Origin of the sequence: Sporosarcina sp. ANT_H38 (genome assembly GCF_008369195.1) — a bacterium.
Classification (GTDB): Bacteria; Bacillota; Bacilli; order Bacillales_A; family Planococcaceae; genus Sporosarcina.
Genome location: NZ_VOBC01000001.1, coordinates 1,813,764 through 1,839,895, shown reverse-complemented (window position 1 = coordinate 1,839,895; position 26,132 = coordinate 1,813,764). Strand labels below are relative to the sequence as shown.

Genomic DNA, 26,132 nt, shown 5'->3' with positions numbered 1-26,132 from the left:
CACATAATAATAAAAAAATGAGGTTACATAAATGAGTGAAAGAAGTTTTGAAGATTATAATTTGAGCGATGAAATAACAAGAGCTCTTGTTTTGATGAAATATAAATCGCCGACAGAGGTTCAAAGCGAAGTCATTCCAAGAGCGTTGAAAAAGCAGGATCTCGTAGTGAAATCTCAAACTGGTAGTGGCAAGACGGCTTCTTTTGGAATCCCACTTTGCGAAATGATCGATTGGGAGGGGCGAAATCCACAGGCATTAATTCTTACGCCAACACGGGAGCTTGCCGTTCAAGTTCAAGAGGATGTAACAGCTATCGGGAGATTTAAAAGAATTAAAGCCGTGGCGGTTTACGGCAAAGAGCCCTTTAGTCAACAAGAAGAACAATTGGAGCAGAAAACGCATATAGTTGTCGGTACACCTGGGCGTGTGATGGACCATATTGAAAGAGGAACATTACGAGTAGATGAAATAAACTACCTGATTATAGATGAGGCTGATGAAATGCTGACCATGGGCTTTGTCGCCCAAGTTGAGGCCATTATAAAAAAACTTCCTTCTAATAGAGTAACGATGGTGTTTTCCGCTACATTGCCTAAAAAAGTTGAAAATCTTTGCAGTAATTATATGAAAAACCCCATAAACATTCAAATTGCTTCTGCAGAAATCACGACGAGTGCGATTGAACATAGCGTGATTGAAGTGAAAGAAGCAGGGAAAATGTCATTGCTTAAAAACATTACAGTTGTAGAAAACCCGGATAGCTGTATTATCTTTTGCAGAACTAAAGGACATGTGGACACTGTGTTTGCAGAATTAGAAAGATCCAACTATTCTTGTGAAAAAATCCATGGAGGAATTGTACAAGAAGACCGATTCGCAGTTATGGAAGGCTTCAAAATGGGGAATTTCCGTTATCTCGTGGCGACCGATGTGGCCGCAAGAGGAATCGATGTCGCAAAAATAACACTTGTTATCAACTATGACGTTCCGATGGAAAAAGAGAGCTATGTTCATCGAACAGGCAGAACTGGTCGTGCTGGCAATAAAGGAAAAGCAATTACGTTTGCAACTCCAAATGACAGCAAACTCCTTAAAGCAATTGAAACATATATTGGCTTTGAGATACCTGTTGAGGAAGCACCAAGGCAGCAGAAAGTAGCTGCTGGATTAAATGCTTTCGAGGTGAAAGTCAGTGGTCGTCAAAAAGTAGGGCATAGTAAAAATATGCCAATTAGCAATGGTAGCATGAAGCTCCATTTCAACGGCGGAAAAAAGAAGAAGCTTCGAGCAGTAGATTTTGTAGGAACGATTGCGAAACTTCCAGGAGTATCAGCAGATGATATTGGTATTATTACCATACAGGATGATTTGACCTATATTGATATTCTAAATGGCAAAGGTTCATTAGTTATGAAGGCGATGAAAGAAGTAACAGTCAAAGGAAAGAAGCTTAAAGTTAGCAAGGCAAATATAATTTGAAAGTGCAATAAGCAAGTTTAAGTAGCCAAATGATTAGTTAGAAGTACCTGTGTAAGAAACAATCATGAGCGTTTAAATGTTCGTGATTGTTAGTCACATAGGTACCTGTAAGTTTTTTGTCACGTCTGTTGATTAACTTAATCCCCACGGCCGCACTTGTATAGTTGCGCACTTGGCTCACTTTGGATTGAATGACTTCTAGTACGATAACCTAGGGATGCGACTTTGTCGCATCCCTAGGTTATCGTATGGGTGTCCTCCATCCGTCGCGCTTCAAATGCATAAGTACACAGTGTACTGAGGTTTATTGGGACGAAAGAATAGCTCGCTTCTTACCTGGAGAAAAGCCGCCAAAGATGCAATTTTGGCGGCTGATGCTTTCTCTATGGTTTTTTCTTGTTTATTTTAAGGAAGTGTCACTTTCTAATAGGAAACACAAGCTTAGATGAATATCTTTACTAAAAGTAAGCAAGGAACACATTGTACAAAGTACAAGCGTGCCCGAAATTGCATCTTCGGGCACTTACACTCTCCATTGAAAGTCATCTATTCGTTTCTTTCAAACATAACTGCATTTTCATTTGAACAATGTAGCCACACTAGGATACCTCTGGGGAGGAATGAATTGCAATTCCTCCTTAAATCTGTCATGAAAAGTTAACCGAAAGCGGTCCGGAAATGATCCAGTGAAAACGGAGATTATCAAGCCCTTTTCACCAGTATTTCATGCAAATATATGGTTAATCAACAGACGTGTTTTTTGTATCACTAATTCACTGGTATTTCGCTGGTTGCAGTAATCGAGACCCCATTCAGTGCCTGTGTCGCTAACCGATCTGCTTCTGAATTTAATTTCCGCTGCACCAGTTCGTACTCTGGTTGGATACCGAGATCTTTCAGTTTATCGTCAATACGGTCTGCCCAGCCCGATAGAATGTTTTCTAGCACGGGCCATTCTCCCGTCAACTGGTTGATGACCACCTGGGAATCCCCGATGAACCGAACAGGTAGATGGTGGACATTCAAAAGTTCAAGCTCCTGCAGACCCAGGTAAAGTGCTGCATATTCTGCCTCGTTGTTTGATGTGAGTTCTGCAGAAGGCGCATTTTGCCTTAATCTATACGATTTCCCGCTCTGCTCATAATAGATGACGCAGCCTAATCCTGATTTGCTGGTCGCAATGTCGTAGCCGCCGTCGAAATAGACCGAGACATTATGCGGTTCGGTTTCGATCCCCTTCAAATAGCCCTTCATCTCTTTAACAGTCCATGTGCTGTCGAACCGGTCAATGAATGATATGCTTTTGGCGCGCTTGGTCCGCTCCAGGTCTTCCGCAAAAAGTAGGGCTTGTGCTGCGGGCATCTCTTCAGAGCGAAAGACAGTTTCCGGACCTTTAGGTATTCTGTAAATCCATTCGATTAGAATATTCATCGTAAATCCTCCTACATCAGTAAGTTTGTCTAGTATTCTCATTTCTCATCCAACAAATCAGATACAATATAAGTTTACCCAATGCAGGTAACATTTATGAGGACATCAACTTGTCGGATACCCAATTGGGATTTGATCTGCTATATAAGTTTATTTAGACACGTGAATTTTTCGTAACTGTTTGTCGCATAGATCCAAATTCTCTTTTGTATAGTGGAGGAATTGCGAAAGTAAATAGAGAACAAGTACTTGTAAGATAGGAATTCTATAAAAAATTCATCGGGGGTTATTACTTGAAACTATTAGTTATCGGGGGTACATCGTTTGTTGGTCGTCATATCGTTGAACAATCGCTACTAAACGGGCATGAAGTAGTACTATTCAATCGTGGGAAAACAAATCCAGATTTATTTCCAGCGTGTCGTCGTATCGTAGGGGATCGGCGCACAAATATGGATCAGGTTGCGCTAGAAAATTGGGATGCCGTCATTGATACAAGTGGCTATTCGCCAAATGATGTAAAACCGGTTATTGAGGCATTGAAAGAAAAAACCAATCATTATACATTTATTTCAACGATCTCAGTTTACGATGATCACTCAAAAGGTGATGTAAACGAGGATAGCTCAAAATTCGCTCATATTGTCAACACGGATGAAGTAACGGGTGAAACTTACGGTCCGCTAAAGGTAATGTGCGAAAAAGAAGTGAATGACGGATTTGGTGGAAAAGCACTCATTATTAGACCTTGCATCATTGTAGGTCCCTATGATCCAACTGATAGATTCACATATTGGGCTATGCGAGCTGTAGAGGAAGGACCGATTGCCATACCGGGAGGTGACCGGAAAGTACAATGGATTGATGTTCGTGATTTAGCTAAATGGATTGTCGAAATGGTTGAAGAAAAGAAAACAGGGACATTTAATGCTGCTTCACAACCAGTTTCATTCGAAACGTTCATCAACGAACTAACTTCTGACCAAGGTGCAGAGAAAATAGTCATTCCCGATAATGTTGTGGCAAAAGTAGAGATGGATGTAAAGTATCGTTTCCCATTTTGGATTCCGATTTCAGAACAATATCCACAAGGCTTTTTCATTGTCGATGCATCTAATGCAGTAGATGCTGGGCTCTCGATTCGTCCACTACGAGCAACTGCGGATGACACGAGGGAATGGGCGAAACATCTTGATGCCGAAAAATGCAAAGCTGGTCCAACAAATGAAATTGAAAAAATATTAATTGCAAATGTGAGTGAAGGAATATCAAATTGACTTGAAGGTAAGTTTTAGTCACGTTTACTTCTAACTACTTGTTTTGTTATATATTATAGCCTTATCAAGTCTGTTGATTAATCATTTTCTTGCATAAGATACTGTTAAGGTAGGCACAAAAGTCTTTATTTTGACTAGTACGTTACCGGCTTGCTTTCGGCTAAAGTAATTACGGTAGTTTTACCAAGGGGCAAGTGTTGCAATTAGTTGCGTGTCGCGTACCTACAACGTTCAAGTGTGAATTGCAGTTGCTTGGTAAATAAGAATAGGTGGCTTATCACAGAAGTTAAATGTGCACGAAGATACAATTTCAAGCACACTTGCATTTTCTACAATACGTACCTTCTTTACCTTCAATAAAATCATGCTTGTCATCATGTGTAATCCTGTAGAAATTAACATTTCCTTAAAATAAGAAAGACTATAGAGAAGGAGTGAGCATCCAAAATTGTATTTTTGGATGCCTTTATCCAGATAAGAAGCCAACTATTCTTTCGTCCCAAAAAGCATAAGCAAGTCGTGTGCTTGTGCTTTTGGAGAGCGACGGATGAACGACCACAATACGGATTACCGGAAAAGACTATAGGGATGCGACGAAGTCGCATCCCTATAGTTCAAGATATCTCGGTACTAGTATTAGAGTCGTTCAATCTAAAGCAATCTAAAATAAACTGTACTTGTGACGCTTAGTGCTTGATTAATTTGTTTTCTAGTTAATGTTGGTTAATCAACAGACGTGATAGTATAACCTTATAGATATACGGAGGTGTTGAAATGAAAGAGCAATCAGTTGAAAAGCATACGCAATATCAGCCATTGCAACATTATATTTGGCTGCCATTAAGTTTTGTCATGCTAGTTTCTGTGTTCGGCTACGCTATTTATGAGTTGGGGAATGGTAGATTAACCCTTCAAACGATTCTCTTGTTAGGTTTAATGGTATTAGCCATAATTTCCGGAATTCTGGCACGTATGTATGCGCTTAAGCTTCAAGATCGTCTTATTCGTACAGAGGAACAGCTACGTTATTATATGTTAACGACTAAACGGATCGATTCTGGCCTTACGATTAACCAGTTAATTGCACTTCGTTTTGCACCAGATGAGGAGTTTGTTGGATTAGTCGATCGAGCTGTGGCTGAAAATCTTACTCCTATCGAAATTAAGCAATCTATTCAAATGTGGCGGGCTGATCACCAGAGGGTTTGATTATGTAAAATAAGTATTACAGATTGGGCGTGGAGTATGGGGAAAAGAGGTTCGTTTGAGATTACCCAATATGTAGATTCAATTGAAGAACAACAAAAGCTCTACAAGCGGTCATTATTTGTTGTCGTGATGTCACAAATTTTTGGCGGAGCGGGACTTGCGGCTGGGATTACTGTAGGTGCACTAATCGCTAGGGATATGTTAGGCACCGCTAGTTTTGCGGGGTTGCCAGCTGCCTTGTTTACGCTGGGTTCTGCGCTTGCCGCGTTCTTTGTGGGCAGAATTTCACAGCGTTTTGGTCGTCGTTATGGGCTGTCGATTGGGTTCATAACTGGTGGAATAGGTGCGATAGGTGTCATCTTCGCAACAACCATGGACAATGTGTTGTTATTGTTTATATCGTTATTCGTCTATGGCGCAGGGACTTCGACAAATCTACAAGCGCGTTATGCCGGAACAGATTTAGCCAGCGAAAAGCAACGTGCGACAGCCATCAGTATCGCGATGGTTTCCACGACTATTGGGGCAGTGGCAGGGCCGAATTTAGTAACGCCGATGGGGAACTTTGCAATGACAGTCGGGATACCGGCTCTAGCGGGACCATTCATATTAGCGGCAGCGGCATATCTCGTAGCTGGACTAACGTTGTTCTTCTATTTGCGACCTGATCCATTTCTAGTAGCAAGAGCAATTGCGGAAAAGAAGGAAGAACAAGTCGATTCAAACAGTACAGCAGTAAATAACGCACTACAAAGTAACATAAACCGAATCGGTATTTTTGTCGGTGCGACGGTTCTCGTCTTGTCTCATCTCGTCATGGTTGCGATCATGACGATGACACCGATTCATATGCAAAATCATGGTTCTGGACTGACGGTCGTTGGAATGGTGATTAGTTTACATATTGCGGCGATGTATTTGCCATCCCTTGCTACAGGTCTATTAGTTGATAAAGTTGGTCGCACAGTTATGGTCATTGCTTCGGGTGTTACTTTATCAATTGCAGGATTATTGGCAGCTTTTGCTCCTGGCGATTCCCTTGTTTGGCTGACGATTGCATTGATATTACTAGGTCTTGGATGGAATTTTGGCTTAATCAGTGGAACAGCAATCATCATTGATTCGACAGATATGAAAACACGTGCAAAAACGCAAGGGTCTGTGGATGTTTGGGTGGCTCTATCGGGGACGGCGGGCAGTATATTGTCAGGTATTATTGTAGCCTACTCAAGCTATGCCGTTTTAGGCTTGCTCGGCATGTATCTATCATTGCTGTTGATACCACTTATTGTTTGGAAATGGTTTAAAGATAACAACGAATAGAAGTGAATGATGCAAGGCTTTCACACAATCATAATACTGGAAGGAAGAGGGAGTTTAGCAACGTGTTTTGGTGCACTTCCTCTTGTATTTACTGGTACCTTTGCAATAATTGATGCGATAGCCACTGCATTCATTCATCCACTTCGTTTTCTTCTGTCAATTCCTTTATCTTTTTCATTTCTTCCTGATATTGCATTTCTACATCACTTGTTGCCGGTATGAGGGGCTCGTTCCTATGGTCGGCTCGCTTACCATGCCGCAGCATTTCGTAAATGATCATTCCGTTATTCGGCTTACCGTATGCGGTTACCATGGGAATGGCGTCGAAAAGTACATAATAGAACGCATAGAAAATAAATCGCTCCCAAAACGTTTTGTAGTCCTGAAGCATACCATTGGCTAGAAGGGCATTGATAGTAAGGGCAAATGTGAGATTGGCGAGAATCGGCCCCGCGTAAATACATATATATGCAAATTTACTGTTTCTTTTTAACGAGTCATATGAAAACCAACTGTACACATGATAATACTTTCGTACGTCGAAGGGTCCGAATTTGAAAATCCGAGGACCTGTTCCAAGGGTCAGCCTTGGATTTTTAACACCGAAAACACCACTTACTATAAAGTAACCAGACTCCCTCAAAAATACGACAATCGGCAAGATGATAAATGCAGAAGTGATTAATGAAACTAGATCTCTAAGTCCAAATATGTATATATCCCCCTTCTGTAAAACAATCTTTAGAAGATAATATACCCGGTGAAGGTGGAGTCGAACCCTTTATTTATCAATATTACTCGTTGAATTATGGGGGGGATTGGTATATAATCATTTCCTTTGAGACCTGTAGAAGAATACAAATGAATCTCGGGTAATTGGTGTCTAAGTCAGGTTTAGTGAAAGTCTTTCAACAAATGCTTCCTTGATGCGGAGGTATATATTAATGACAGCACCTAACTTTAAAATTCATCATAAACTCTATCTTCAACTGCGAATAACTTATATACTATAGAAGATTCTTCACGTCTCGGTTGCGGATAGCACTGCGAAAATAAAATTATTCTAATTGAAGGAAAAGGTGTAAAATATATGAGTTTATTGACTGTAGCAAATTTAAGTCACGGCTTCGGGGATCGCGCGATTTTCGAAGATGTCTCTTTCCGTTTATTGCAAGGGGAGCATATTGGATTGATCGGTGCTAATGGTGAAGGGAAGTCCACGTTCATGAACATCATCACTCGCAAGCTGGAGCCGGATGCGGGAACGGTGAGTTGGGCAAAGCGCGTGCGGGTCGGGTATTTAGATCAGCATGTTGCGTTAAAGCAGGGGATGAGTATTCGCGATGTGTTGCGAACTGCCTTCCAATATCTTTATGATCAGGAAACGGAAATGAACGAACTCTTTGCTAAGATGGCCGACGTGGACGCGGATGAATTGGAAGCGCTCCTTGAGAAAACTGGTGAAATACAGGAAGAGCTGTCTCACAACGATTTTTACATCATCGATTCTAAAGTGGAAGAAGTGGCGAATGGACTAGGTTTGGATGAATTTGGTTTGGATCGGGATGTACATGATTTGAGTGGCGGGCAGCGTACTAAGGTACTTCTTGCCAAGTTATTGCTGGAAAAACCCGACATCCTTCTCCTCGATGAGCCGACAAACTATTTGGACGTTGAGCATATTGAATGGCTTCGCAATTACTTACAGAACTATGCAAATGCGTTCATTTTGATTTCGCATGACATTCCGTTCTTGAATAGCGTGATTCAGCTTATCTACCATATGGAAAATCAACAGATTAGCCGATATTCTGGGGATTATGATGAATTTTTACGTGTCCATGAGATGAAGAAACAACAGGTGGAAGCTGCTTACAAGAAGCAACAGAAGGAAATTTCAAACCTTAAGGACTTCGTTGCTCGCAACAAAGCGAATGCAGCGACGAGTAAAATGGCTATGTCGAGGCAGAAGAAGCTGGACAAGATGGATGTCATCGAATTAGATGCGGAAAAGCCGAAGCCGCAATTCAGCTTCAAACAAGCACGGACCCCTGGAAGATTTCTGTTCGAAACGAAGGATCTTGTCATTGGATATGACGAGCCGTTGTCAAATTCATTAGATCTAATGATGGAACGCGGACAGAAAATTGCATTGTCAGGCGCAAACGGCATAGGGAAAACAACGCTCTTGAAAAGTCTTCTCGGAGAAATCCCAGCGCTTGCAGGTTCCGTTGACCGTGGTGAGCATTTGGAAATTGGCTATTTCGAACAAGAAGCGAAGACGGAAAACAATAATACCTGCCTGGAAGAAGTATGGGAAGCTTTCCCTCATTATACCCAATATGAAGTGCGTGCTGCTTTAGCCCGTTGTGGGTTAACGACAAAACATATTGAAAGTAAAGTAAAGGTGTTAAGTGGCGGAGAACGAGCGAAAGTGCGTTTATGTAAATTAATTAATCGAGAAACGAATCTACTCGTCCTCGATGAACCTACGAATCATCTTGATCGGGATGCGAAAGAGGAATTGAAAAGAGCCTTAAAGGAATACAAAGGTAGCGTCCTGCTAATCTCGCACGAACCTGATTTTTACGAAGGTCTAGTAACGGACGTATGGAATGGTGAAAATTGGACCACCAAAATGTTTTAATTGGCACGTATCTACTTCTGTCCTAGACTCCAATTATTTTTAGGACCGCTTTAAAGAGCAGAAGGGATAAAGATTAAACAACGCTGTTTGCTTAGAAATTAGTTGGCGCACAGCATCATTCGGTATTCAAGGGCAACCTTTTTGACAACTTCATAACAGAAAGATTAGCCCAGTAACTCTCAAAGTTACTGGGCTAATTTGTCTAAAGATATTCAATAACACGTCTGTTGATTAAATAAAAATAACCAGTCAATAACTTAATCTCCACCGGCCGCACTTGTATAGTTGCGCTTTGGGAACGCTTTAGATTGAATGACTTCTAGTACGATGACCAATATGTCAGGATTTGTCGCATCCCTACAAACCATTTCGGTAATCGTATGGTTGTCCTTCATCCGTCGCAATCCAAATGCATAAGTACACAGAGTGCTGAAGTTTTTTGAAACGGAAAAATAGCTGGCTTCTTACCTGGAGAAAAGCCGCCAAAGATGCAATTTTGGCGGCTGATGCTTTCTCTATGTTTTTTTCTTACTTGTATTAAAGAAATGTCACTTTCTATAAGGCATCAAATAAATAGATGTACATTCTTTGCTAAAAGTAAGCAAGGAACACATTGAACAAAGTACTAGCGTGCCCGAAATTGTATCTTCGGGCACATATAAATTCTATAGAAAGTCATCTATTCTTTTCTTTTAAAGCAACTGCATTTTTCAATTCAGCATTGTAGGAACGCGACAGGCAACCATTCGCAACAGTATTACTGAAAAGAGAGTATGTAGAAGTGACAGAGTCACTTCTACATACTCATGCCCCTCGAGGGAGGAATGAATTGCAATTCCTCCTTAATACAGTTATGAATATTTCGCCGGGAGCGAGCCGGAAATGGTCCAGTGAAAATGAAGGTTTTCAAGCCCTTCTCACCAGAATTTTATGCAAATATATGTTTAATCAACAGACGTGATTCAATAACTAAGATTTATTCCTGAAAGAGTGCCTGTGATTTTAAATATATCCGTTAATTTTCGATTTTTCCTCTTCGCTAATTTCAGTGCGCAATCCTTCAATGCTCTCCTTACGTCGTTCGTTTTTCGCCTTGATTGCAGCAAGTTCTTTCCCTTCTGCAAATTCCATTGCTGCTTCTGCCGCTTCCATATTACTGATGGTTTTCTTTAACCTATTTACATTGTCATCTGAATCATTCGGTTTGATGCTAGTCATTATACTACCTCCTTCCTCTTTTAAAAAAACCTTCAAGAGATAGCGTTCCCAAATTCAAAATAACTATTTGTGGATTTTATTTCTTTAAAAAAGGGTGAATAAGGAATAGGAGGTTAATCGAAAAAGAGATTTTTGAGGTAGAATGAAATCTTAAAGAAATGCGCAAACTAAAAGCGCATTTCGTTTCAACAAAGGTAAAATCTTTTTGTGTTGTCGTAAATATGTTGATATACATCACGGTAATCCATTTTTTTCACAGATGCAATTTTTAAAATGGATTTGTGCATCATAGTTGGATGCGTCATCTCATTTTCAAATGGACCCGAGAAAAACCATGGACCATCTGTTTCGACCATTAAACGATCAATCGGGTATTGCTTAATCAGCATTTGGATTTCATGTTCATAAACGCAATCGGGCGTCACAGATACATAATACCCATTCCGGATCATTCGTTCAATAGTCGAATGCGCTCCTTTGAACCAATGGAAATGGGCTTTACTCACAGAATGCTTTTCCAGCATATCGCATACAGTTTCCGCATCTTCATAAATAGCGTGGAGAACAAGCGGTTTATTCCACGTTTTTGCTTTATCAATAAACGCTTCAAGCGCTTCAATATAAGGCTCGAGTTGTAGTGCAGGCTTCTTTTCCTTCAAATAATAGGGGAGTCCAACTTCACCGATTGCGACCATCTGATCTTTATTTTTTTGCATAAAAGAAAAAAGTTCCAGTAGTACTTCATCTGACGGTGGCTCCTGCTCAGGATGATAACCAAAGGCGGGATGGATGCGAGAATGGGATTGCGCAAGTTTCATGTTGTTGATACTTGAAACTAGATCCATCGAAACGCTAATTATCCCATTTAATGCAGAGGACGGGTGCTCCAAATAGTCAATGATAGTTCTTTGTTCTGATTTTTTATATTGGTCAAGATGGATGTGCGCATCAATTATTGCAATCTTGTCATCTACCTCGTAGTTCATTATGAATCTCCCTTTTTAATTTCATAAATTGCTCATCCAATAAAATACCTTCGGTGCGTGGTCGTGGAAAAGGAACGATAATTTCCTTTTGGATGGATGCCGGTTTATCTGAAAGGATAAGAATTCGGTCTGATAAATAAAGTGCTTCTTCGATATTATGTGTAATGAACACGATTGATTTTCTGTATTCCTCCCAAATGGAAAGTAGCCAATCTTGCATCTCAAACCTCGTGAATTCATCAAGAGCCGAGAAAGGTTCGTCTAAACAGATAATGGACTGTGGGCTGTTGAGACTTCGAATGAAAGCCACTCGTTGTTTCATGCCACCTGATAATTGGTGTGGATAGGATTGTTCATACCCACTAAGTCCTGCTTTTTCAATCAGTTCCAATGCAGTACCCGTATCTTTTTGACCGGCAATTTCGGAACTCAATAAGACGTTTTGTAAAATGGTTCGCCATGGAAACAATGAAGGGTTTTGTGGCATATAGCTAATGTGTCCGCGGGAGTTGTTTAGACTTTTCCCATCTAGCTCAATCGCACCGTTGTCCGGTGCATATAGTCCACCGATTAGTTGGAACAATGTGCTTTTACCACTGCCAGATGGACCGACAATCGTAACAAACTCTCCGTCATCCACATGAAATGAAACATCTTGAAGAACATGATCTTCACCATAAGACTTTGCTATATGCTGCAAACTTAACTTACCCATTGGAAGAATTCCCTCCTTGCCGTTGCCATGTTAATAGCCATTTCTCAATGAGTGCAATAATGGCGAAAAATGTTAAGCTTAAAATCATAATAAGTAAAATTGCAACAAACACACGATCCGTTTTAAAGGAAGAAGAGGCAAGCGTCATATACACACCAATTCCTTTATTCGCACCGAGCCATTCTGAAATAACAGCTCCCATGACGCTATATGTACCTGCAATTTTTAAACCGGAAAATATGGAAGGGAGTGCATGTGGCCATTGCAACTTCCAAAAAACTTGTCGATTCGTCGCACCTGACATTTTCATATAATGCAACAGGTCTCGGTCGGTTTGCCGGAAACCGTCCAATGTTGCAATAGTGATTGGGAAAAAGCAAACGAGTACAATGACGATGACTTTCGGCAGCATGCCGAATCCGAACCAGATAACTAGCAAAGGTGCCAAAACAATGGTTGGAATATTTTGTGACAAGATGAGTAGTGGATAAAAAGCTTCCTGTAAAATGGGTAGACGGAATAGGAATATCGCAACCGTTAGGCCGACAATCATTCCAATCATATAACCTGTAAGCGTGAGACGGATGGTTGATAAGATATGGTCGGAATAATGCTGCCATCCAAGAATTGCCTCTTGCCACACTTGAGAGGGAACTGGTAGCAACCATGCTGGGATTTCGAAAATGCGACCAGCTATTTCCCATAGGCCAAGTAAAAGGATGATGACCAATGTTGGCCGCCATCCTTTTTTCAAAATGTTCTTCAACGGTATTTCTCCGTCAATTTAGCCATTGATGCACCATCCGGCTTATAAAATATTTTCACTTGTGAAATGATACTCAGCGAGCCTAATTCAATCATCCGTTCATTCATTTTTTGTACAATCCCAAGTAGGTCTGTCAAGTTACCTTCCATCGTGGTTTCTAGCGGAGATACTTGATAAGGGATACCTGCTTCATCAATGATGGCGATGGCGGCGTCAACGTAGGGAATCACATCTTCTCCATTCGGAGTTTTCGGTATGATTTGAATACTAACTAATGCGTTTGTCATGTTGGTTCCTCCTTATTTAGGTAAAAATTCATTTGTAAATGCATCTTCCGGGATAAACTCGTCGTCGAGTAAGTTATTTTTGGTCATCCATTCTGCGTAGCCTTTCCAAGTAGAAAGCTTTTGTTCACCCCAACGAGATGCATCGTCTTTATATTTTGGTGAAATCCATTGCTGACTCGCTTTGACAAGTTCTTCGTCAAGGTCAGGAGCCGCCTTCGATAAAATTGATGCCGCTTCATCCGGATTATCAATTGCAAATTCATAACCTTTCGCAACTGCTCGCATAAAAGCGTGGACGGTGTCTGGATTGTCGCTAATCATTTTTTCATTTGTCGTAATGACTGGTGTGTAATAGTCGAGTTGATCCGAGAAATCTTTTAAATACTGCATATTTAAGTCGATACCACGAAGTTCTGCTTCAACTCCTGTCCACGCATAGTAAATCCATGCAAAGTCAATATCACGTTCGACTGCTGTGAAAAAGTCAGAGTTGCCCATGTTGATGTATTCAACTCGATTGGCATCTGCATGTTCTTTTTCCATTAGTGATGAGATGATTGCCTGTTCGACTGGAGCACCCCAACCACCATATGTTTTTCCTTCGTAATCTTTTGGTGATTCAATGCTGTTTTTTTTCAAAGAGGCAAACCCCGAAGTGTTATGTTGGAGAATAGCCCCTATAGAAATAATTGGTATATCTTGTGTGCGTGCTGCTGTTAGCGATTCTTGTGCACTGATTCCAAATTGCGCTTTACCTGCTGCAACAAGTTGGTCAGCACCCGCTTCGCCCGGTAACATAATTTCCACATCAAGTCCTTCTTCATCAAAAAAACCTTTTTCCTGTGCAACGTACAAGCCCGTATGGTTGGTATTCGGTGTCCAATCGAGTACAAATTGGATTTTTTCCAATTCGGCCTTTTTCTTCGACTCCTTACTTTGATCGGTACTACATGCTGTAAGTAATAAAGTCAGAATGACGAACAACCAAACTTTTTTCAATTGTATTCCTCCTCATTGATTCATAGCAATTACAAGTAAACAATTGTCTGGAATACAAAAATGCGTTCTTCGGGAAACCGAAGAACGCATAAACATAGGCATGGCTAAGCTAATGAGTATGTTCCCTCCGCTGGCTTTAACCAGATCAGGTTCCAAGGGTCTATACTTTCTGAGTATATCTCAACCAGCTTAACTGGTACCCCCACATAATTGTAACTGTATGAAATTTTTTTTTGACCAACACATCTACTACTTTGCCACAGTCATACCAATGAATCAAGTACAAATTAAAAAATACTTCTTAATAGTTCGAAGAAAAGGATGATAAATGCATTTATAAATTGAAAAGAGTTTAAGTAATTGGATTAAATCTAGATTTGGGGATTGTTAGATTGCATAGTCTGATTTCTTACTTAGATAAATTGGACTTTGTTGCTCATCTCCAAACCCAGTCTTTAAATAGCACCGTAAACAAATAGGATGTTAGTAGTTAGGATGGTATTAAGAATAGGGATGAAGGCGGTTTGTCTAGCAGGCAAATAATGAAAATTACCGAATTCCAAAACCATTTTCAGTCGTTTTGGAATCAGGTATGATTTATTTTACTTCAGTGCTCCATGTGTATAATAGATTTGTTGATTTCAATCTATTTCTAACGGCGATACCAGCCCACGCAGCCAATGTGGCTTTAATGAGACCGACAAGAAGAAAAGGTGCAAATCCACCTGTAAATGCTGCAGTCCAAGAAAGATTTGCAATGAATTTTAGCCAAACCGTTCCAAAAGTTAATGCAATAAACGTACCAATTATATTTGCGATGATTGCATGTTTAACCGTAAAACTCGTTTTTTCAAGGAAATAACCGATTATAAGTGCAGTTGGAATGAAACCAATCAAATATCCACCAGTAGGCCCGACTAGAATTCCTAAGCCGCCAGACATCTGTGCGAATACCGGTAAACCTATTGCACCCATACATAAATAAATGAGGACTGACAAAGTACCATATCGTGCTCCTAATATTGTCGCAGCAAGTCCAATGGCTAGCGTTTGTCCTGTAATTGGTACAAGTGGTAATGGAATAGTGACTTGTGCCAATACACTGATAATAGTTGCGAATAGTGCTGAAATAATCATCATTCGTAGTTTATAACTTGATTCCGTCATAGTGTAAAGATGCCCCTTTGTGTTATCTTTAGTTTTAAATAAGTTTACTCATTTAGTATATGATAACCCATATACTGCCGTCAACCCGATTATTTTCAAAAGGAAACAGGGTAATATTGATTTTGCCCGACAATAGTGTTTGAAACTAGTCCACAACACAGTTCATAAAAACACTGCAATTGCATAATAATAATAACTCAATATTAAAAATAAGAGAGTTCGGTATGTTAATAAGACCCTTTGGGAATTATTCATAATCAACATGCCTGGCTAAATAGTTAAAATTAATTTCAATGGGGATCAAAGCTCTTTACCTGTTCATGTATAGTTGGTGCATCGATTTTTGTTGAAGTCTTCAAAAAGGGACTGCCTTATAAGTCGACGTAGTTACGACTTAAAGGACAGGCCCGTTTTACTTTATAAAGGCAATGAAAACAGCTGGAAAACTTTATTGAATTAACCGATGTAGCCACGAGGCTCCAGATAGTCATCCTGATTCAACAAGAATGGCGTTAATAATAATCTTGTGAATTTACCAATTTACATGTCAGATTCTTCTTTGTCTTTTGGTTTAGGCAAACCTGTGACTGGATCGCCGAGGACTGGTGACGACAGCACGTACATGCCGTGATTCGAGAAGGCCCAAATTAAATTGCGATCCCACTCGACGAATATGCTTTGCACTGGGTTAGAGTGATCACTTTGTCTTGTCGTTATTCCGTCTTCGTTAGGAATATCACCAGACATCTTCGGTACGAAGTATGCCTCAATTGTAGGTTTGTTTGGATTTGCTAGGTCAAACACTTGTACACCGGCATTGTAGAAAGCATAGGGCATAAAGCGTTGGCTAGGCTCTCCAGGATTAATTGTTGCGTAACCGCTACGCTTTGGACCGAAGCTACCACGTCGCTGACAGTAATCTGTGAAAGGTGCTGATTCCGCTGGAGTTGGACGCTCTAGTGTGCTCGCAAGTTTAGGTTTGAGCGGATTACTCACGTCGATAGCATAAATACTTTTGTATGGTTCATGACAGTCCTCACCAAGAGGATATCCGCTATAGTAGACCATACCAGTTGTTTCGACTTTAGTAACATCGATATTGTCGCCTTCAGTACCACTTACGCTCAAAGGCATGTCAATATGTGAAACCGCTTTCATGTTTGCGGGGTCGGATATATCAATTACCCAAAATCCTAATCCGCCCATTGCTGCGTAGCCGTATTTCCCACCTTCTTCGACCGGTTTGGGGATGAATAGCGGCATCCGTGAACCCATCCAACTGGTTTTATTTCCGGCACGAGGGTTGGCATTATATGCCTCTTCTTCTCCAACACGTTGTCCGGGTGCCCACCAAGTAGATAGCAGTTTTGGATTAGAAGGATCGGAAACATCATAGGCCATTTGTGCGCCTGAATATAGATAACTCTTGTACTCCGTGTTACTAAAACTGTCATCAGGTGCACCTGCTACAAACAAGTATTTATCCCCTGAATATACCGGGACATCCTGGCAACCAGATCCCTGCTGCACTAAATCACTAGCATTTGCATTGACATCTAGCGGTGTTTCCGAAAGTAACTTCCAATCTGCAAACAATGGACTAGTAACCTCAAAAATTCGGAAACCACGAAGCATTTCTCTGTTTTTAATGTCTTCTACTTGCTCCGGATATAGATATTTATTTGTTAACACACCGTAACGTGGAACCTCATAGCATTGTACGGCAATAGTCTTGTCTAATTTCTTATTGTATTTGACGTTCATAGGACCAAATTGCTTATCGCCATCTTTTACATTTAACTTCTTATTCGCAATGCGCTCAACCTTTTTAGGGTCAGTAATATCAAAAACATTGTACATATCAGTTTCATAGTCGTATAGGTAACGACGTCCTTCTAAATCGAAGGTAGCCTGCCAGCTATGTCCCCACCCTATAACGTAGGGATAGAAAGCTTCGACATTCATATTTTTAGAATACTGGTTCTGATCAAGATATGGGAGACTGCCTTCAAAGGGGTGTGGCCCTTCGTTATCAGGTGATGCTGTCGGGTGTGTGAATATACCAGTTTTAGCATCATAACCCCAACTTCCTGGTGTCGGTTCAACCGGTTCTCCTGGTAGATGAGATGCTTCCTCTTTTGGAAATGGCAAGGGCGCGTCTGGTGCATTTAGGTTGAGTCCAGCACGCGGTGCTTCGAAGGTGACAGTGTTACCTGCTGAAGATGTAGATGCGCTATTTACCGGTGTCGCTAGTGAGTAAAGTGCGCCTAAAGCAAGAGTTGTAACAAGTAAACTACCAAAAAGTTGGCACTTTGTCGTTTTTCTCATTAATATAATCCCCCCAAATTAAGATTTTTTTAAAAATTGGAATCAACAAATAAGCCGTCCTGATTGTTCAGCTTATTATTCGTTGGCGTGATCCTATCTTTGTTTGTCTAGGGTTCTTCCAACTACTATTTGTTACAAAAAGTATAAAAATTAGAAAATTAGATGATTTACTATATGCGCATCTTTTGTGTTGAAATGAGATTTTCGTTCCGGAACTAAGGAAATCTTACAATGTATATGACTTGATGTCAATATTAATAATTAAAATATTTCAAATACTCCGAATTGGTGTAGGCTATAATTATTTTAAGACGAAACTTAGAACACAGCGAAACTAATTTACATCAAGAAATTATCTTATAATTGGCTTTCACCTAAAAGTGCGCAAAGAAACCTCCGTATGTTTTGTTTAAGGTACAAAGCAAAACAATCGGGGTCGCCTGTATAACAAACATATTAATAGGCAGCCAATTGAACCAAGAAGATTGTTTGGATGAAAACTTTGTTTTATTAAAGAGACTGTACATTAAGTCACCGTTTGTATAATTACACTGAAGTTTCATAGTGTGAAATTTTATGCTTGTATCCTTAGATGGATTTAAGTAGAATAGAAAAATCTACCAAATATAGATAATTTATAATTATGGTTATTTGAACTGTTTTTTATGAAAGTAAATTAGAATGAAGTTTAGCAAAGAAAATCATATCACTAGAATGAGTTTGAAGTGTGGATTAACTGAAATTATAAATATTATAATAATTTTTGAAAGCGCTTACATTAATGATTAGATGCTTTTTTATAGAATCATATTATCAGGTGAGGTTCATTAGTGTTATTTGATTTACTTTCTACTAAAAAGTGAGGGGGAAATCGAAAATGATAGAGTCTGTTAAAAAGGCGTGTAGAATAATAAGCTGTTTTTCTAGTGAAGAGCCAGTATTGGGGAATGCTGAGATTGCAAAAAAACTTGGTTTGAACACGAGTACAACTCATCACTTGCTTAGTACACTTTGCAATGAGGGGGTGTTGATGAGGGATCATAAACGGAGGTATCGGCTCGGTTGGAAGTTACTTGAGTGGAATAATAATGTAATGTTTCAGCAAGACATTTATGACAGGGCTATTCCGTTGGTGAAAGAATTAGTTCATAGATTTATAGGGACAGCTCATATTGGTATGTTTGACAAAGGTGAAGTTGTTTTTGTCTTGAAGGTATCGTCACAAGAAGCATCCCCGATACATACGTATATCGGGTCAAGAAAACCGGCTTATTCTACGAGTACAGGAAAAGTGTTGTTATCATATAATTCAACCTACCTAAAAGAAACGCTTAGCAGGGGGCTGTTAAGGCAGGCGCCCAATACAATTACTGATATTGATAAACTGAAAAAGGAATTAGAAATTGTACGAGAAATTGGTTACTCTATAAGTAATAATGAGAATTCCACAGGTACGTACGGTATTGCTGCACCTATTTTATCCTATTCAGGGAAAACTATCGCAGCAGTGAATCTAGTAGGACCAGCTTCTTATATGCAAGGTAGTAATCGTAACATGATCATACAAAGTGTGATAAATACAGCGCATTCAATCTCACAAGAATTAGGATACATTGAAGTTTAACTAGTAAATAGAGATACGAGAATTGGAACATTTTTATGGAACTGTTATTTGTGTTACGAAGAGATGATTTTTTTGAAGATCAATCGTTGAGGAAATCAAAGGAATTTCATAATGTGAAACTAGTAGGATGTGCTCTCAAATAAATTCTGATATAATCAGAATAGTTTAAATACAAGAGAGGGTTTGGGATTTAAAGTAGGAACAGAACAGTCTGGTTTAACTACAGGAAATTTGAGTAATCAGTTGCATTTAGAAGAAAACTAGAGATGTAATTACCGTTATAATTAACTAAATTATTAGAATTATTTTTTTGGAATAACTATTCTTATGGAGAATTTGCTAGGTCGTAAAGAGATTTAGAAAGTATCATAGCCGAGAAGAGGTTACAAAGAGATTTAACAATTACTATGGAAAATTTAAATTAGAATAGGGGGTTGTCGGATGATGAAGAGAAAAGGTTTTTACGTTTTCATTTTGATGATGGCGATTATGCTTGTTTTAAGTGCTTGTGGGGAAGAGAGTACTAAAACAGGTGAGGATTCGGGTGATAAAAAAGAAGTAGAAGGCCAAACATATAAATTTAAACTAGCGCATATTGCGCCACCTGATCATATTTGGAATGATGCAGCGAAAAAGTTTTCAGAGGAACTAGAAACTCGTTCTGATGGTCGGATGACAATGGAACTATATCCAGGCGGGCAATTAGGTGGAGAGCCTGATATGGTTCAGCAACTTGAAACGGGTACTTTGGATTTCGGATTCATCACTACTGCCTTTTTAACATCAAGATCAGATGCATTTAGCGCTTGGTTTGCACCGTTTTTATTTGATTCCTATGAAACTGCATTCGAGGCAAAAGACTCCGATATTTCGAAAAGGATTTTAGCTACACTTGATGATCAAGGTTTAAGGGCATTGGATATTTTCTTCTCTGGCCACCGGACAATGATGTTTAGAGAAAAAGTTGAAACACCGGAAGAGATGAAAGGTTTGACGTTACGTGTTACTCCTAGTCCAGCATTACAAGATTGGTACCGCTATTTAGGCGCTAACCCAGAATCTATTTCATTACCAGACGTATATCAAGCTGCCCAAACTGGTGTCATTGATGGAATGGAAATGGATCTAGATGCAGCAGTCACGTCTAATTTTAATGAAGTTACGGGTTATGCTGCGATGACGAATCATATGGTTTGGCCATCAGTCATGATTGCAAACGGAAAGAAATTTGATGCAATGCCTGAAGAGGATCAAAAAATTATTAGAGAAGCTATGGCAGCCGCGTCTGAATATGCAACATTGAAACGTTCTTCATTGGAAGAGGAGTATGTCAAAACGTTAACAGATAGAGGGATGGTGCTTTATGAAATGGACGAGTCTCTGTTTAAGCCATACATGGAAAAATTCGATGAAGAATATAAAATCAAAGATCCTTTAATTAAAGAGTTCATTGAAACATTCCGTAAGTAGGGGGAATCATGATTATGAATACATTAAGTGGGTGGATTGAATCAATTGAAAAAGTGATTGCTATGATATTAATCGCAGCCATGACACTGGTTATTGCTACTGCTGTTCTGTTTCGCTACTTTATTCACGCCCCTATTTTCTGGGCGAGTGAAGCGAGTATATTTATGATGGCTTGGTTGACGTTTATAGGTGGGAGCTTGGGGCTTAAGTATAAGTCTCAAGCCTCAGTTACATTTTTAGTGGATCGCTTTTCAGACAAGGGAAAACGGATCATTGAAATTGTTTCACACATCATTATTTTGATTTTCATAGTTCTATTATTATATTTAAGTTACCAATGGGTATTTTCATCGATGCATCAGAAGTCTACTTCAATGCGAATTCCAATGTGGATTCCATATCTTTCTGTCCCAGTTGGTTTATCATTTGCTTTTATCCATTTATTAAATCACCTTGTAAATCTGTTTAAGAATAAACAACAAGGCGGTGAACCATTATGACAATAGCGGTTATTGCCTTATTTTTTATATTCTTATTCATTGGTATTCCGATATCGCTTGTGTTGGCAATTACGTCGCTTTCGTATTTATTGCTAGGTGACTTGACGACCTTGATGAGTTCAGCACCACAGAAAATGTTTTCAGGATTGGACAATTTTGGCTTGTTGGCTGTACCTTTATTTATGTTGGCTGGTGAGTTAATGAATGGTGGGGGAATTACAAAAAGACTTGTTGCCTTTGCGAAAGTTTTAATCGGTCATTATCGTGGTGGATTGGCGTATGTGACAGTTATTGCAAACATGTTCCTGGCTTCTATTTTAGGTTCGGCCAATGCGCAGGCTGCAATGATGAGTAAAGTAATGGTCCCCGAAATGGAAAAGGAAGGCTATACACGTGAATTTTCTTCTGCAATCACATTAGCTTCGTCAATTGTGGCGCCTATCATCCCTCCGAGTATGCTGTTTATCATCTATGGGACGTTAACAGGAGCATCTATTTCCGATTTATTCATGGCAGGCATTATTCCAGGTATTCTATTGGGAATCGGATTTATTATTGTCATTGGAATCATGAATCATAAACATCAATTCCCTAAAAGTGAGAAAGAAGACTTGAGGACAATCGCAAAAACTTTTCTTCAAGTTATCCCTGCAATGCTTATTCCTTTCACAATTATATTAGGTATTCTAGGCGGTGTGTTTACACCCACTGAATCCGCATCAATTGCGTGTGTGATCGCATTTATTATCGGATTTGTTTATCGTGAACTAAAATTGAAAAGCCTTCCTGCAATTCTAGTAAATACCGTGGTCAATACAGCAACAATTTCATTTTTAATTGTGACAGCAAATTTGTTCGGATTTATTATCGCCTATGAGCAAATACCACAATTAGTGGCGGATTCTATGCTCAATCTATCTGATAATCCTCTAGTCTTTTTGCTTTTAGTGAACATATTTTTACTGTTGGTCGGAACAGTGTTGGATGGAATTGCTGCATTGATTATTTTGGTACCAGTGATGATGCCTTTGCTTGCGACCTATCAAATAGATCCGGTGCATTTCGGAGTTATCATTTGTATTAACTTGACAATTGGATTACTAACTCCACCAGTAGGGACTGGATTGTTTATCGTATCTTCCATAGCTAAAGTTAAATTTGAAAGACTAGTCGTAGCGATTATGCCATTTTTAGGGATGGCGATTCTTGTATTGCTCATACTTACTTATTGGGAAGAAGCAGTCATGTGGATTCCAAATTTGTATAACGATTAGTGTTATAAAGTGGGAATATATAGAGAGAAATAATTCAAACCATGGCAATGATAGCTATGGTTTTTTTACGTTATATAAAAAGAAGGACTATACTCCAGTGGATAAATTAAAAAATATTAAGTTCATTTCACGTTGTGAAATATCCACGTTGAGCAATAGAAATTTACTCGGTATATTTAGAGTACATTGTTAAGCAAGAAGGGGGTAAAGAGATATGGATGTAAAAGAGTTAAGGAACTGCTTTGGACAATTTGCAACTGGTGTAACGATCATTACATGGAATGATGATCAAGGTGAAAGATATGGAATAACCGTAAACTCATTTACATCTGTTTCCTTAGATCCGGCGCTAGCGCTCGTTTCAATTGCTAAAAATGCCAAGGCTTGTGAGGCATTGAAGAATCGTCCGTTTGTTATTAATGTGTTAGCTGAATCTCAGGAGGCATATGCCTGGCAATTTGCGGGCCGGCCAGATGAAAGTCTAGTAGTTGAGTGGGAAGAAGACTTTAAAGATAGCCCACGTCTGAAAAATACACTTGCAACAATTGAATGTGCTCCATGGGCAAAATACGAAGGTGGAGATCATATTCTATATGTAGGGAAAGTAGTGGACTTTTCGTATAGTGATGCAGATAGCCTTCTCTTCTTTAGAGGGAAGTTCTTGAAAATAGAAAAAAATCAAACTGCGGTAAGCAGTTAACGTATTGGAGGAAGATAGGATGAGTATTCGAACAGGGGCAGATTATATTCAAGCGATCAAATCTCGAAAACCAGAAGTTTGGTTAGGTGGTAGAAGAATAACAAACTTATCGGAAGAACCAATATTTAAGCAGCCGATTGAGGAATTAGCTAAATTGTACGATATGCAGTACGACCCTAAATATCAAGACAGAATTACGCATGTATGCGAAGAAACAGGAGAGCGTGTAAATAATGCTTTCCTCATTCCACGCAATGGAGGGGATTTAAAAGCACGTAGGGAACTATTTGAGATATGGGCAAAAGCAACGTTTGGTTTAATGGGAAGAACACCAGATTTCCTAGCAACAGTAGTAACTGCAATGGCATCGAATGACTGGTTCTTTAGAGAATATGGTGATCAATGGGGAGATAATATTGTTAATTACTATAAATATATAAGAGATAATGATCTCTTTTTAACACATGCAATTATTAATCCACAGAATGACCGAAGTAAGGCGTCGAACGATCAGGTAGATATGTATACGCACCTAGGTGTTGTTAGAGAGACTGATGAAGGTTTGATTGTTCGCGGATCAAAAATGCTAGCAACGCTCGCACCTTTAACAGATGAAGTAATTATTTATTCGTATCCGAGCTTTAAACCCGGAGATGAAAAATATGCAATTTCGTTTGCACTTCCGATTGACACACCAGGTTTACGTATTTTGTGTCGTGAAGCAACACAGGATGGCACAAGGTCAACGTGGGATCATCCATTAGCATCAAGATTTGAAGAAATGGATGCAGTATTGGTATTTAATGACGTACTAGTTCCCTGGAATCGTGTATTCATTAATCAAAATGTAGAAGCGGGAAATCTATTATATCCGAAAACGGGTATTAATTTACAACCATCCCATCAATCAGCTATTAGAGGCCTTGTGAAAATTTCATTTGTGACAGAAGTTGCATGTTCGATAGCAGATTCAATCGGAGTTGATGGGTTCTTAAATGTTCAAAATCAATTAACAGAACTTTTACAAGGGGTAGAGACAATTAGGGCATTAGTTCGTGTCTCTGAATATGAATATGATACGACACCATATGGTGAGGCAATTCCAGCAATTGTCCCACTTGAAACTGTCCGTGGTATTTTGCCTAAATTGTATCCAAGGGCAATAGAAATTTTGCAAATAATTGGTGCAGGTGGGCTCTTAATGTCACCAACTGGAGCCGACTTTACTAACCCAGAGTTAACAGAGGATATGAATAAGTATTATGGTGGTCGTGAGGGTGTACCTGCTGATGATCGAGTACGTCTATTTAAATTAGCCTGGGATCTGTGTGGGGAGGCATTCGGACAGAGACTTGTTCAGTACGAACGATACTATTCAGGAGATCCAGTTCGGAAAATGGCAATGTTCTATAATACTCATAAGCGAAAAAACCCGACATATCCAATGGTAGAAGAGGCACTTAAAGAGTCATTAGAAATGTCGAAAATAAAAGTGATGAATTAACTTGTATAACGGCATTGTCAAAGCATTTCTTTTTGAAATGTTTTTTGGCAGTGTCTTTTTTTTGCATGAAACTCTTTTATTATTTTTCTTGCATAAATATTCCTTGATTACAGTAAAATGGTGGTTCGTTATTTGAAAGCCTCAAAGAATTATTGACATGATGTCATTGGCGGTATAGGATGTCCATTATATTCGAGTGTGGAGAATATTTGAATGGAATCTTCATCTCAACTAATATACTAAAATTGTTAGGAGTTTATTATGCCAATCATACAAATTCAAGTGTTAAAAGGTAGGAGTAATGAACAAATAAAAAACTTGATCGTAGATGTAACCGACGCGGCAGTGAAAAACCTATTTGTAAAACCAGAGCAAGTAAGAGTTTTAGTAACGGAAGTTGAGGATACACATTGGGGGGCTGGTGGTTTCACAATGAATGAGATTAAATCGAAAGCGGCTCAAAGAAAGTAAGCTATCTATATCCAGACGATGAAAACAGCTTAACAATTACATGATTGTTAAGCTGTTTTTATTAGTTTAGATAGAGGCCATCAATATACATAGTTGTTAGCGTCCATGCTATTTCCTCGATAGTAGCTGTATTAACGTTTCGAACGATATCCCATTGATAATTTTCATTGGCGAAAAACCAGAAGCGGGCAACTAATTCAGCCTTCAAATCTGTTCGGGCTAGTCCATTGTTTTGAGCGTATGTAATATCTTTTGTGATGAAGTGAATATTGGCCTGTCGAATCTCGTTCCATTTACTATTTACAGAAGGTGAAAGACTTATTGCTTCTGAGAAAACCTCCATAATTTTCTTATTCGATTCAGCCATATTTAGAAAGGCGGTAACTTGTTTTATAACTAGTTGTTTTGCTTCTTCTTTAGTTGAAGGAGAGAAGGGGGTTTCGGCCATTACCAAGAACTCTTGCATAACAGTTTCCATTAGCATGATTAATATGTCATCTTTCCCCTTAAAATGTACATATGCAGTACCGTATCCCGTTTTTGCACGCTTAATAATTTGTGAAATAGTAGTTTTTTCGAATCCAATTTCATAGAATAATTCACGAGAGGCATCTAGTAGTTTTTTACGTGTTATTATTGAGCGCAAACTTCTACCATCAATGTTTGATTCTTTATCATTCATGTTATTTATTCCTCCCTAAGCACAAGGTTTTAGTAAAGTAAGCTGGAATTTATCAACAGTTTGCTTTTGCATGT

At 39.2% G+C, this 26,132-nt stretch carries 24 protein-coding genes and 1 riboswitch; of the genes, 12 read left to right on the top strand and 12 right to left on the bottom strand.

Going from position 1 to position 26,132, the window contains the following annotated elements:
• The first annotated feature begins 31 nt into the window (after positions 1-31).
• Positions 32-1,480 (top strand): DEAD/DEAH box helicase, encoded by a 1,449-nt coding sequence (locus tag FQ087_RS08740; RefSeq protein WP_149580072.1) that lies wholly within the window; start codon positions 32-34, stop codon positions 1,478-1,480.
• 768 nt (positions 1,481-2,248) lie between these two features.
• On the opposite strand, the gene FQ087_RS08735 is transcribed toward FQ087_RS08740, so the two are convergent.
• Complete coding sequence (locus FQ087_RS08735; RefSeq protein ID WP_149580071.1) at positions 2,249-2,911, bottom strand: ribonuclease H family protein; 663 nt, start codon at positions 2,909-2,911, stop codon at positions 2,249-2,251.
• A 293-nt stretch (positions 2,912-3,204) separates the two neighbouring features.
• Here FQ087_RS08735 and FQ087_RS08730 point away from each other — a divergent pair, with 293 nt between their 5' ends.
• The 3 genes from FQ087_RS08730 to FQ087_RS08720 all read left to right on the top strand — a co-directional run bounded on the left by FQ087_RS08730 (position 3,205) and on the right by FQ087_RS08720 (position 6,720).
• On the top strand, positions 3,205-4,188 hold the full coding sequence (locus FQ087_RS08730; protein WP_149580070.1) for an NAD-dependent epimerase/dehydratase family protein: 984 nt from the start codon (positions 3,205-3,207) through the stop codon (positions 4,186-4,188).
• 774 nt (positions 4,189-4,962) lie between these two features.
• Positions 4,963-5,397, top strand: coding sequence for a DUF6526 family protein (locus tag FQ087_RS08725; protein ID WP_149580069.1), 435 nt, complete (start codon positions 4,963-4,965; stop codon positions 5,395-5,397).
• Positions 5,398-5,433: 36 nt separating this feature from the next.
• On the top strand, positions 5,434-6,720 hold the full coding sequence (locus FQ087_RS08720) for an MFS transporter (protein ID WP_149580068.1): 1,287 nt from the start codon (positions 5,434-5,436) through the stop codon (positions 6,718-6,720).
• A gap of 130 nt (positions 6,721-6,850) precedes the next feature.
• On the opposite strand, the gene FQ087_RS08715 is transcribed toward FQ087_RS08720, so the two are convergent.
• Positions 6,851-7,240 carry a hypothetical protein gene (locus FQ087_RS08715; RefSeq protein WP_255452185.1) on the bottom strand — a complete coding sequence of 130 codons (390 nt, stop codon included), beginning with the start codon at positions 7,238-7,240 and terminating at the stop codon, positions 6,851-6,853.
• 570 nt (positions 7,241-7,810) lie between these two features.
• Here FQ087_RS08715 and FQ087_RS08710 point away from each other — a divergent pair.
• Positions 7,811-9,367 carry an ABC-F family ATP-binding cassette domain-containing protein gene (locus FQ087_RS08710; RefSeq protein ID WP_149580066.1) on the top strand — a complete coding sequence of 519 codons (1,557 nt, stop codon included), beginning with the start codon at positions 7,811-7,813 and terminating at the stop codon, positions 9,365-9,367.
• Between the two features lie 257 nt (positions 9,368-9,624).
• Here the strand turns inward: FQ087_RS08710 and FQ087_RS22405 are convergent, their stop codons facing one another.
• From FQ087_RS22405 to FQ087_RS08670, 9 genes are all read right to left on the bottom strand, one after another.
• The gene (locus tag FQ087_RS22405) at positions 9,625-9,762 is read right to left on the bottom strand and encodes a hypothetical protein (RefSeq protein WP_188006678.1); all 138 of its coding nucleotides are present in this window, start codon (positions 9,760-9,762) and stop codon (positions 9,625-9,627) included.
• A 607-nt stretch (positions 9,763-10,369) separates the two neighbouring features.
• Positions 10,370-10,585, bottom strand: a complete 216-nt coding sequence (locus tag FQ087_RS08705; RefSeq protein WP_149580065.1) for a small, acid-soluble spore protein tlp — start codon at positions 10,583-10,585, stop codon at positions 10,370-10,372.
• 185 nt (positions 10,586-10,770) lie between these two features.
• Positions 10,771-11,571 (bottom strand): TatD family hydrolase, encoded by an 801-nt coding sequence (locus FQ087_RS08700; protein WP_149580064.1) that lies wholly within the window; start codon positions 11,569-11,571, stop codon positions 10,771-10,773.
• Complete coding sequence (locus FQ087_RS08695) at positions 11,552-12,286, bottom strand: ABC transporter ATP-binding protein (protein ID WP_149580063.1); 735 nt, start codon at positions 12,284-12,286, stop codon at positions 11,552-11,554. Before FQ087_RS08695 ends, FQ087_RS08700 begins: the two co-directional genes overlap by 20 nt.
• Positions 12,279-13,052, bottom strand: coding sequence for an ABC transporter permease (locus tag FQ087_RS08690; RefSeq protein ID WP_149580062.1), 774 nt, complete (start codon positions 13,050-13,052; stop codon positions 12,279-12,281). Before FQ087_RS08690 ends, FQ087_RS08695 begins: the two co-directional genes overlap by 8 nt.
• Positions 13,049-13,339 (bottom strand): thiamine-binding protein, encoded by a 291-nt coding sequence (locus FQ087_RS08685; RefSeq protein WP_149580061.1) that lies wholly within the window; start codon positions 13,337-13,339, stop codon positions 13,049-13,051. Before FQ087_RS08685 ends, FQ087_RS08690 begins: the two co-directional genes overlap by 4 nt.
• 12 nt (positions 13,340-13,351) lie before the next feature.
• A complete protein-coding gene (locus FQ087_RS08680) occupies positions 13,352-14,338 on the bottom strand; it encodes an ABC transporter substrate-binding protein (protein ID WP_149580060.1) in 987 nt (328 codons plus the stop codon).
• Between the two features lie 105 nt (positions 14,339-14,443).
• Positions 14,444-14,552: riboswitch (TPP riboswitch) on the bottom strand.
• Positions 14,553-14,935: 383 nt separating this feature from the next.
• The gene (locus FQ087_RS08675) at positions 14,936-15,505 is read right to left on the bottom strand and encodes a biotin transporter BioY (RefSeq protein WP_149580059.1); all 570 of its coding nucleotides are present in this window, start codon (positions 15,503-15,505) and stop codon (positions 14,936-14,938) included.
• Between the two features lie 540 nt (positions 15,506-16,045).
• Positions 16,046-17,833: an LVIVD repeat-containing protein gene (locus FQ087_RS08670; protein ID WP_149580058.1), complete on the bottom strand. Its 1,788-nt coding sequence runs from the start codon at positions 17,831-17,833 to the stop codon at positions 16,046-16,048.
• Positions 17,834-18,710: 877 nt separating this feature from the next.
• Here FQ087_RS08670 and FQ087_RS08665 point away from each other — a divergent pair.
• From FQ087_RS08665 to FQ087_RS08635, 7 genes are all read left to right on the top strand, one after another.
• Positions 18,711-19,457, top strand: coding sequence for an IclR family transcriptional regulator (locus FQ087_RS08665; RefSeq protein ID WP_149580057.1), 747 nt, complete (start codon positions 18,711-18,713; stop codon positions 19,455-19,457).
• Positions 19,458-19,898: 441 nt separating this feature from the next.
• A complete protein-coding gene (locus FQ087_RS08660; protein WP_149580056.1) occupies positions 19,899-20,927 on the top strand; it encodes a TRAP transporter substrate-binding protein in 1,029 nt (342 codons plus the stop codon).
• Positions 20,928-20,941: 14 nt separating this feature from the next.
• The gene (locus FQ087_RS08655; protein WP_149580055.1) at positions 20,942-21,427 is read left to right on the top strand and encodes a TRAP transporter small permease; all 486 of its coding nucleotides are present in this window, start codon (positions 20,942-20,944) and stop codon (positions 21,425-21,427) included.
• Positions 21,424-22,701, top strand: a complete 1,278-nt coding sequence (locus tag FQ087_RS08650; RefSeq protein WP_149580054.1) for a TRAP transporter large permease — start codon at positions 21,424-21,426, stop codon at positions 22,699-22,701. The genes FQ087_RS08655 and FQ087_RS08650 overlap by 4 nt, the downstream gene beginning before the upstream one ends.
• Before the next feature lie 214 nt (positions 22,702-22,915).
• Positions 22,916-23,401, top strand: a complete 486-nt coding sequence (locus FQ087_RS08645) for a flavin reductase family protein (RefSeq protein ID WP_149580053.1) — start codon at positions 22,916-22,918, stop codon at positions 23,399-23,401.
• A gap of 19 nt (positions 23,402-23,420) precedes the next feature.
• Entirely contained in the window at positions 23,421-24,905 is a 1,485-nt protein-coding gene (locus FQ087_RS08640) for a 4-hydroxyphenylacetate 3-hydroxylase family protein (protein ID WP_149580052.1), read from the top strand.
• A 261-nt stretch (positions 24,906-25,166) separates the two neighbouring features.
• Entirely contained in the window at positions 25,167-25,376 is a 210-nt protein-coding gene (locus FQ087_RS08635) for a 4-oxalocrotonate tautomerase (RefSeq protein WP_149580051.1), read from the top strand.
• Positions 25,377-25,437: 61 nt separating this feature from the next.
• Here FQ087_RS08635 and FQ087_RS08630 read toward each other — a convergent pair whose 3' ends face one another.
• Positions 25,438-26,058, bottom strand: a complete 621-nt coding sequence (locus FQ087_RS08630; RefSeq protein WP_149580050.1) for a TetR/AcrR family transcriptional regulator — start codon at positions 26,056-26,058, stop codon at positions 25,438-25,440.
• Between the last annotated feature and the right edge of the window lie 74 nt (positions 26,059-26,132).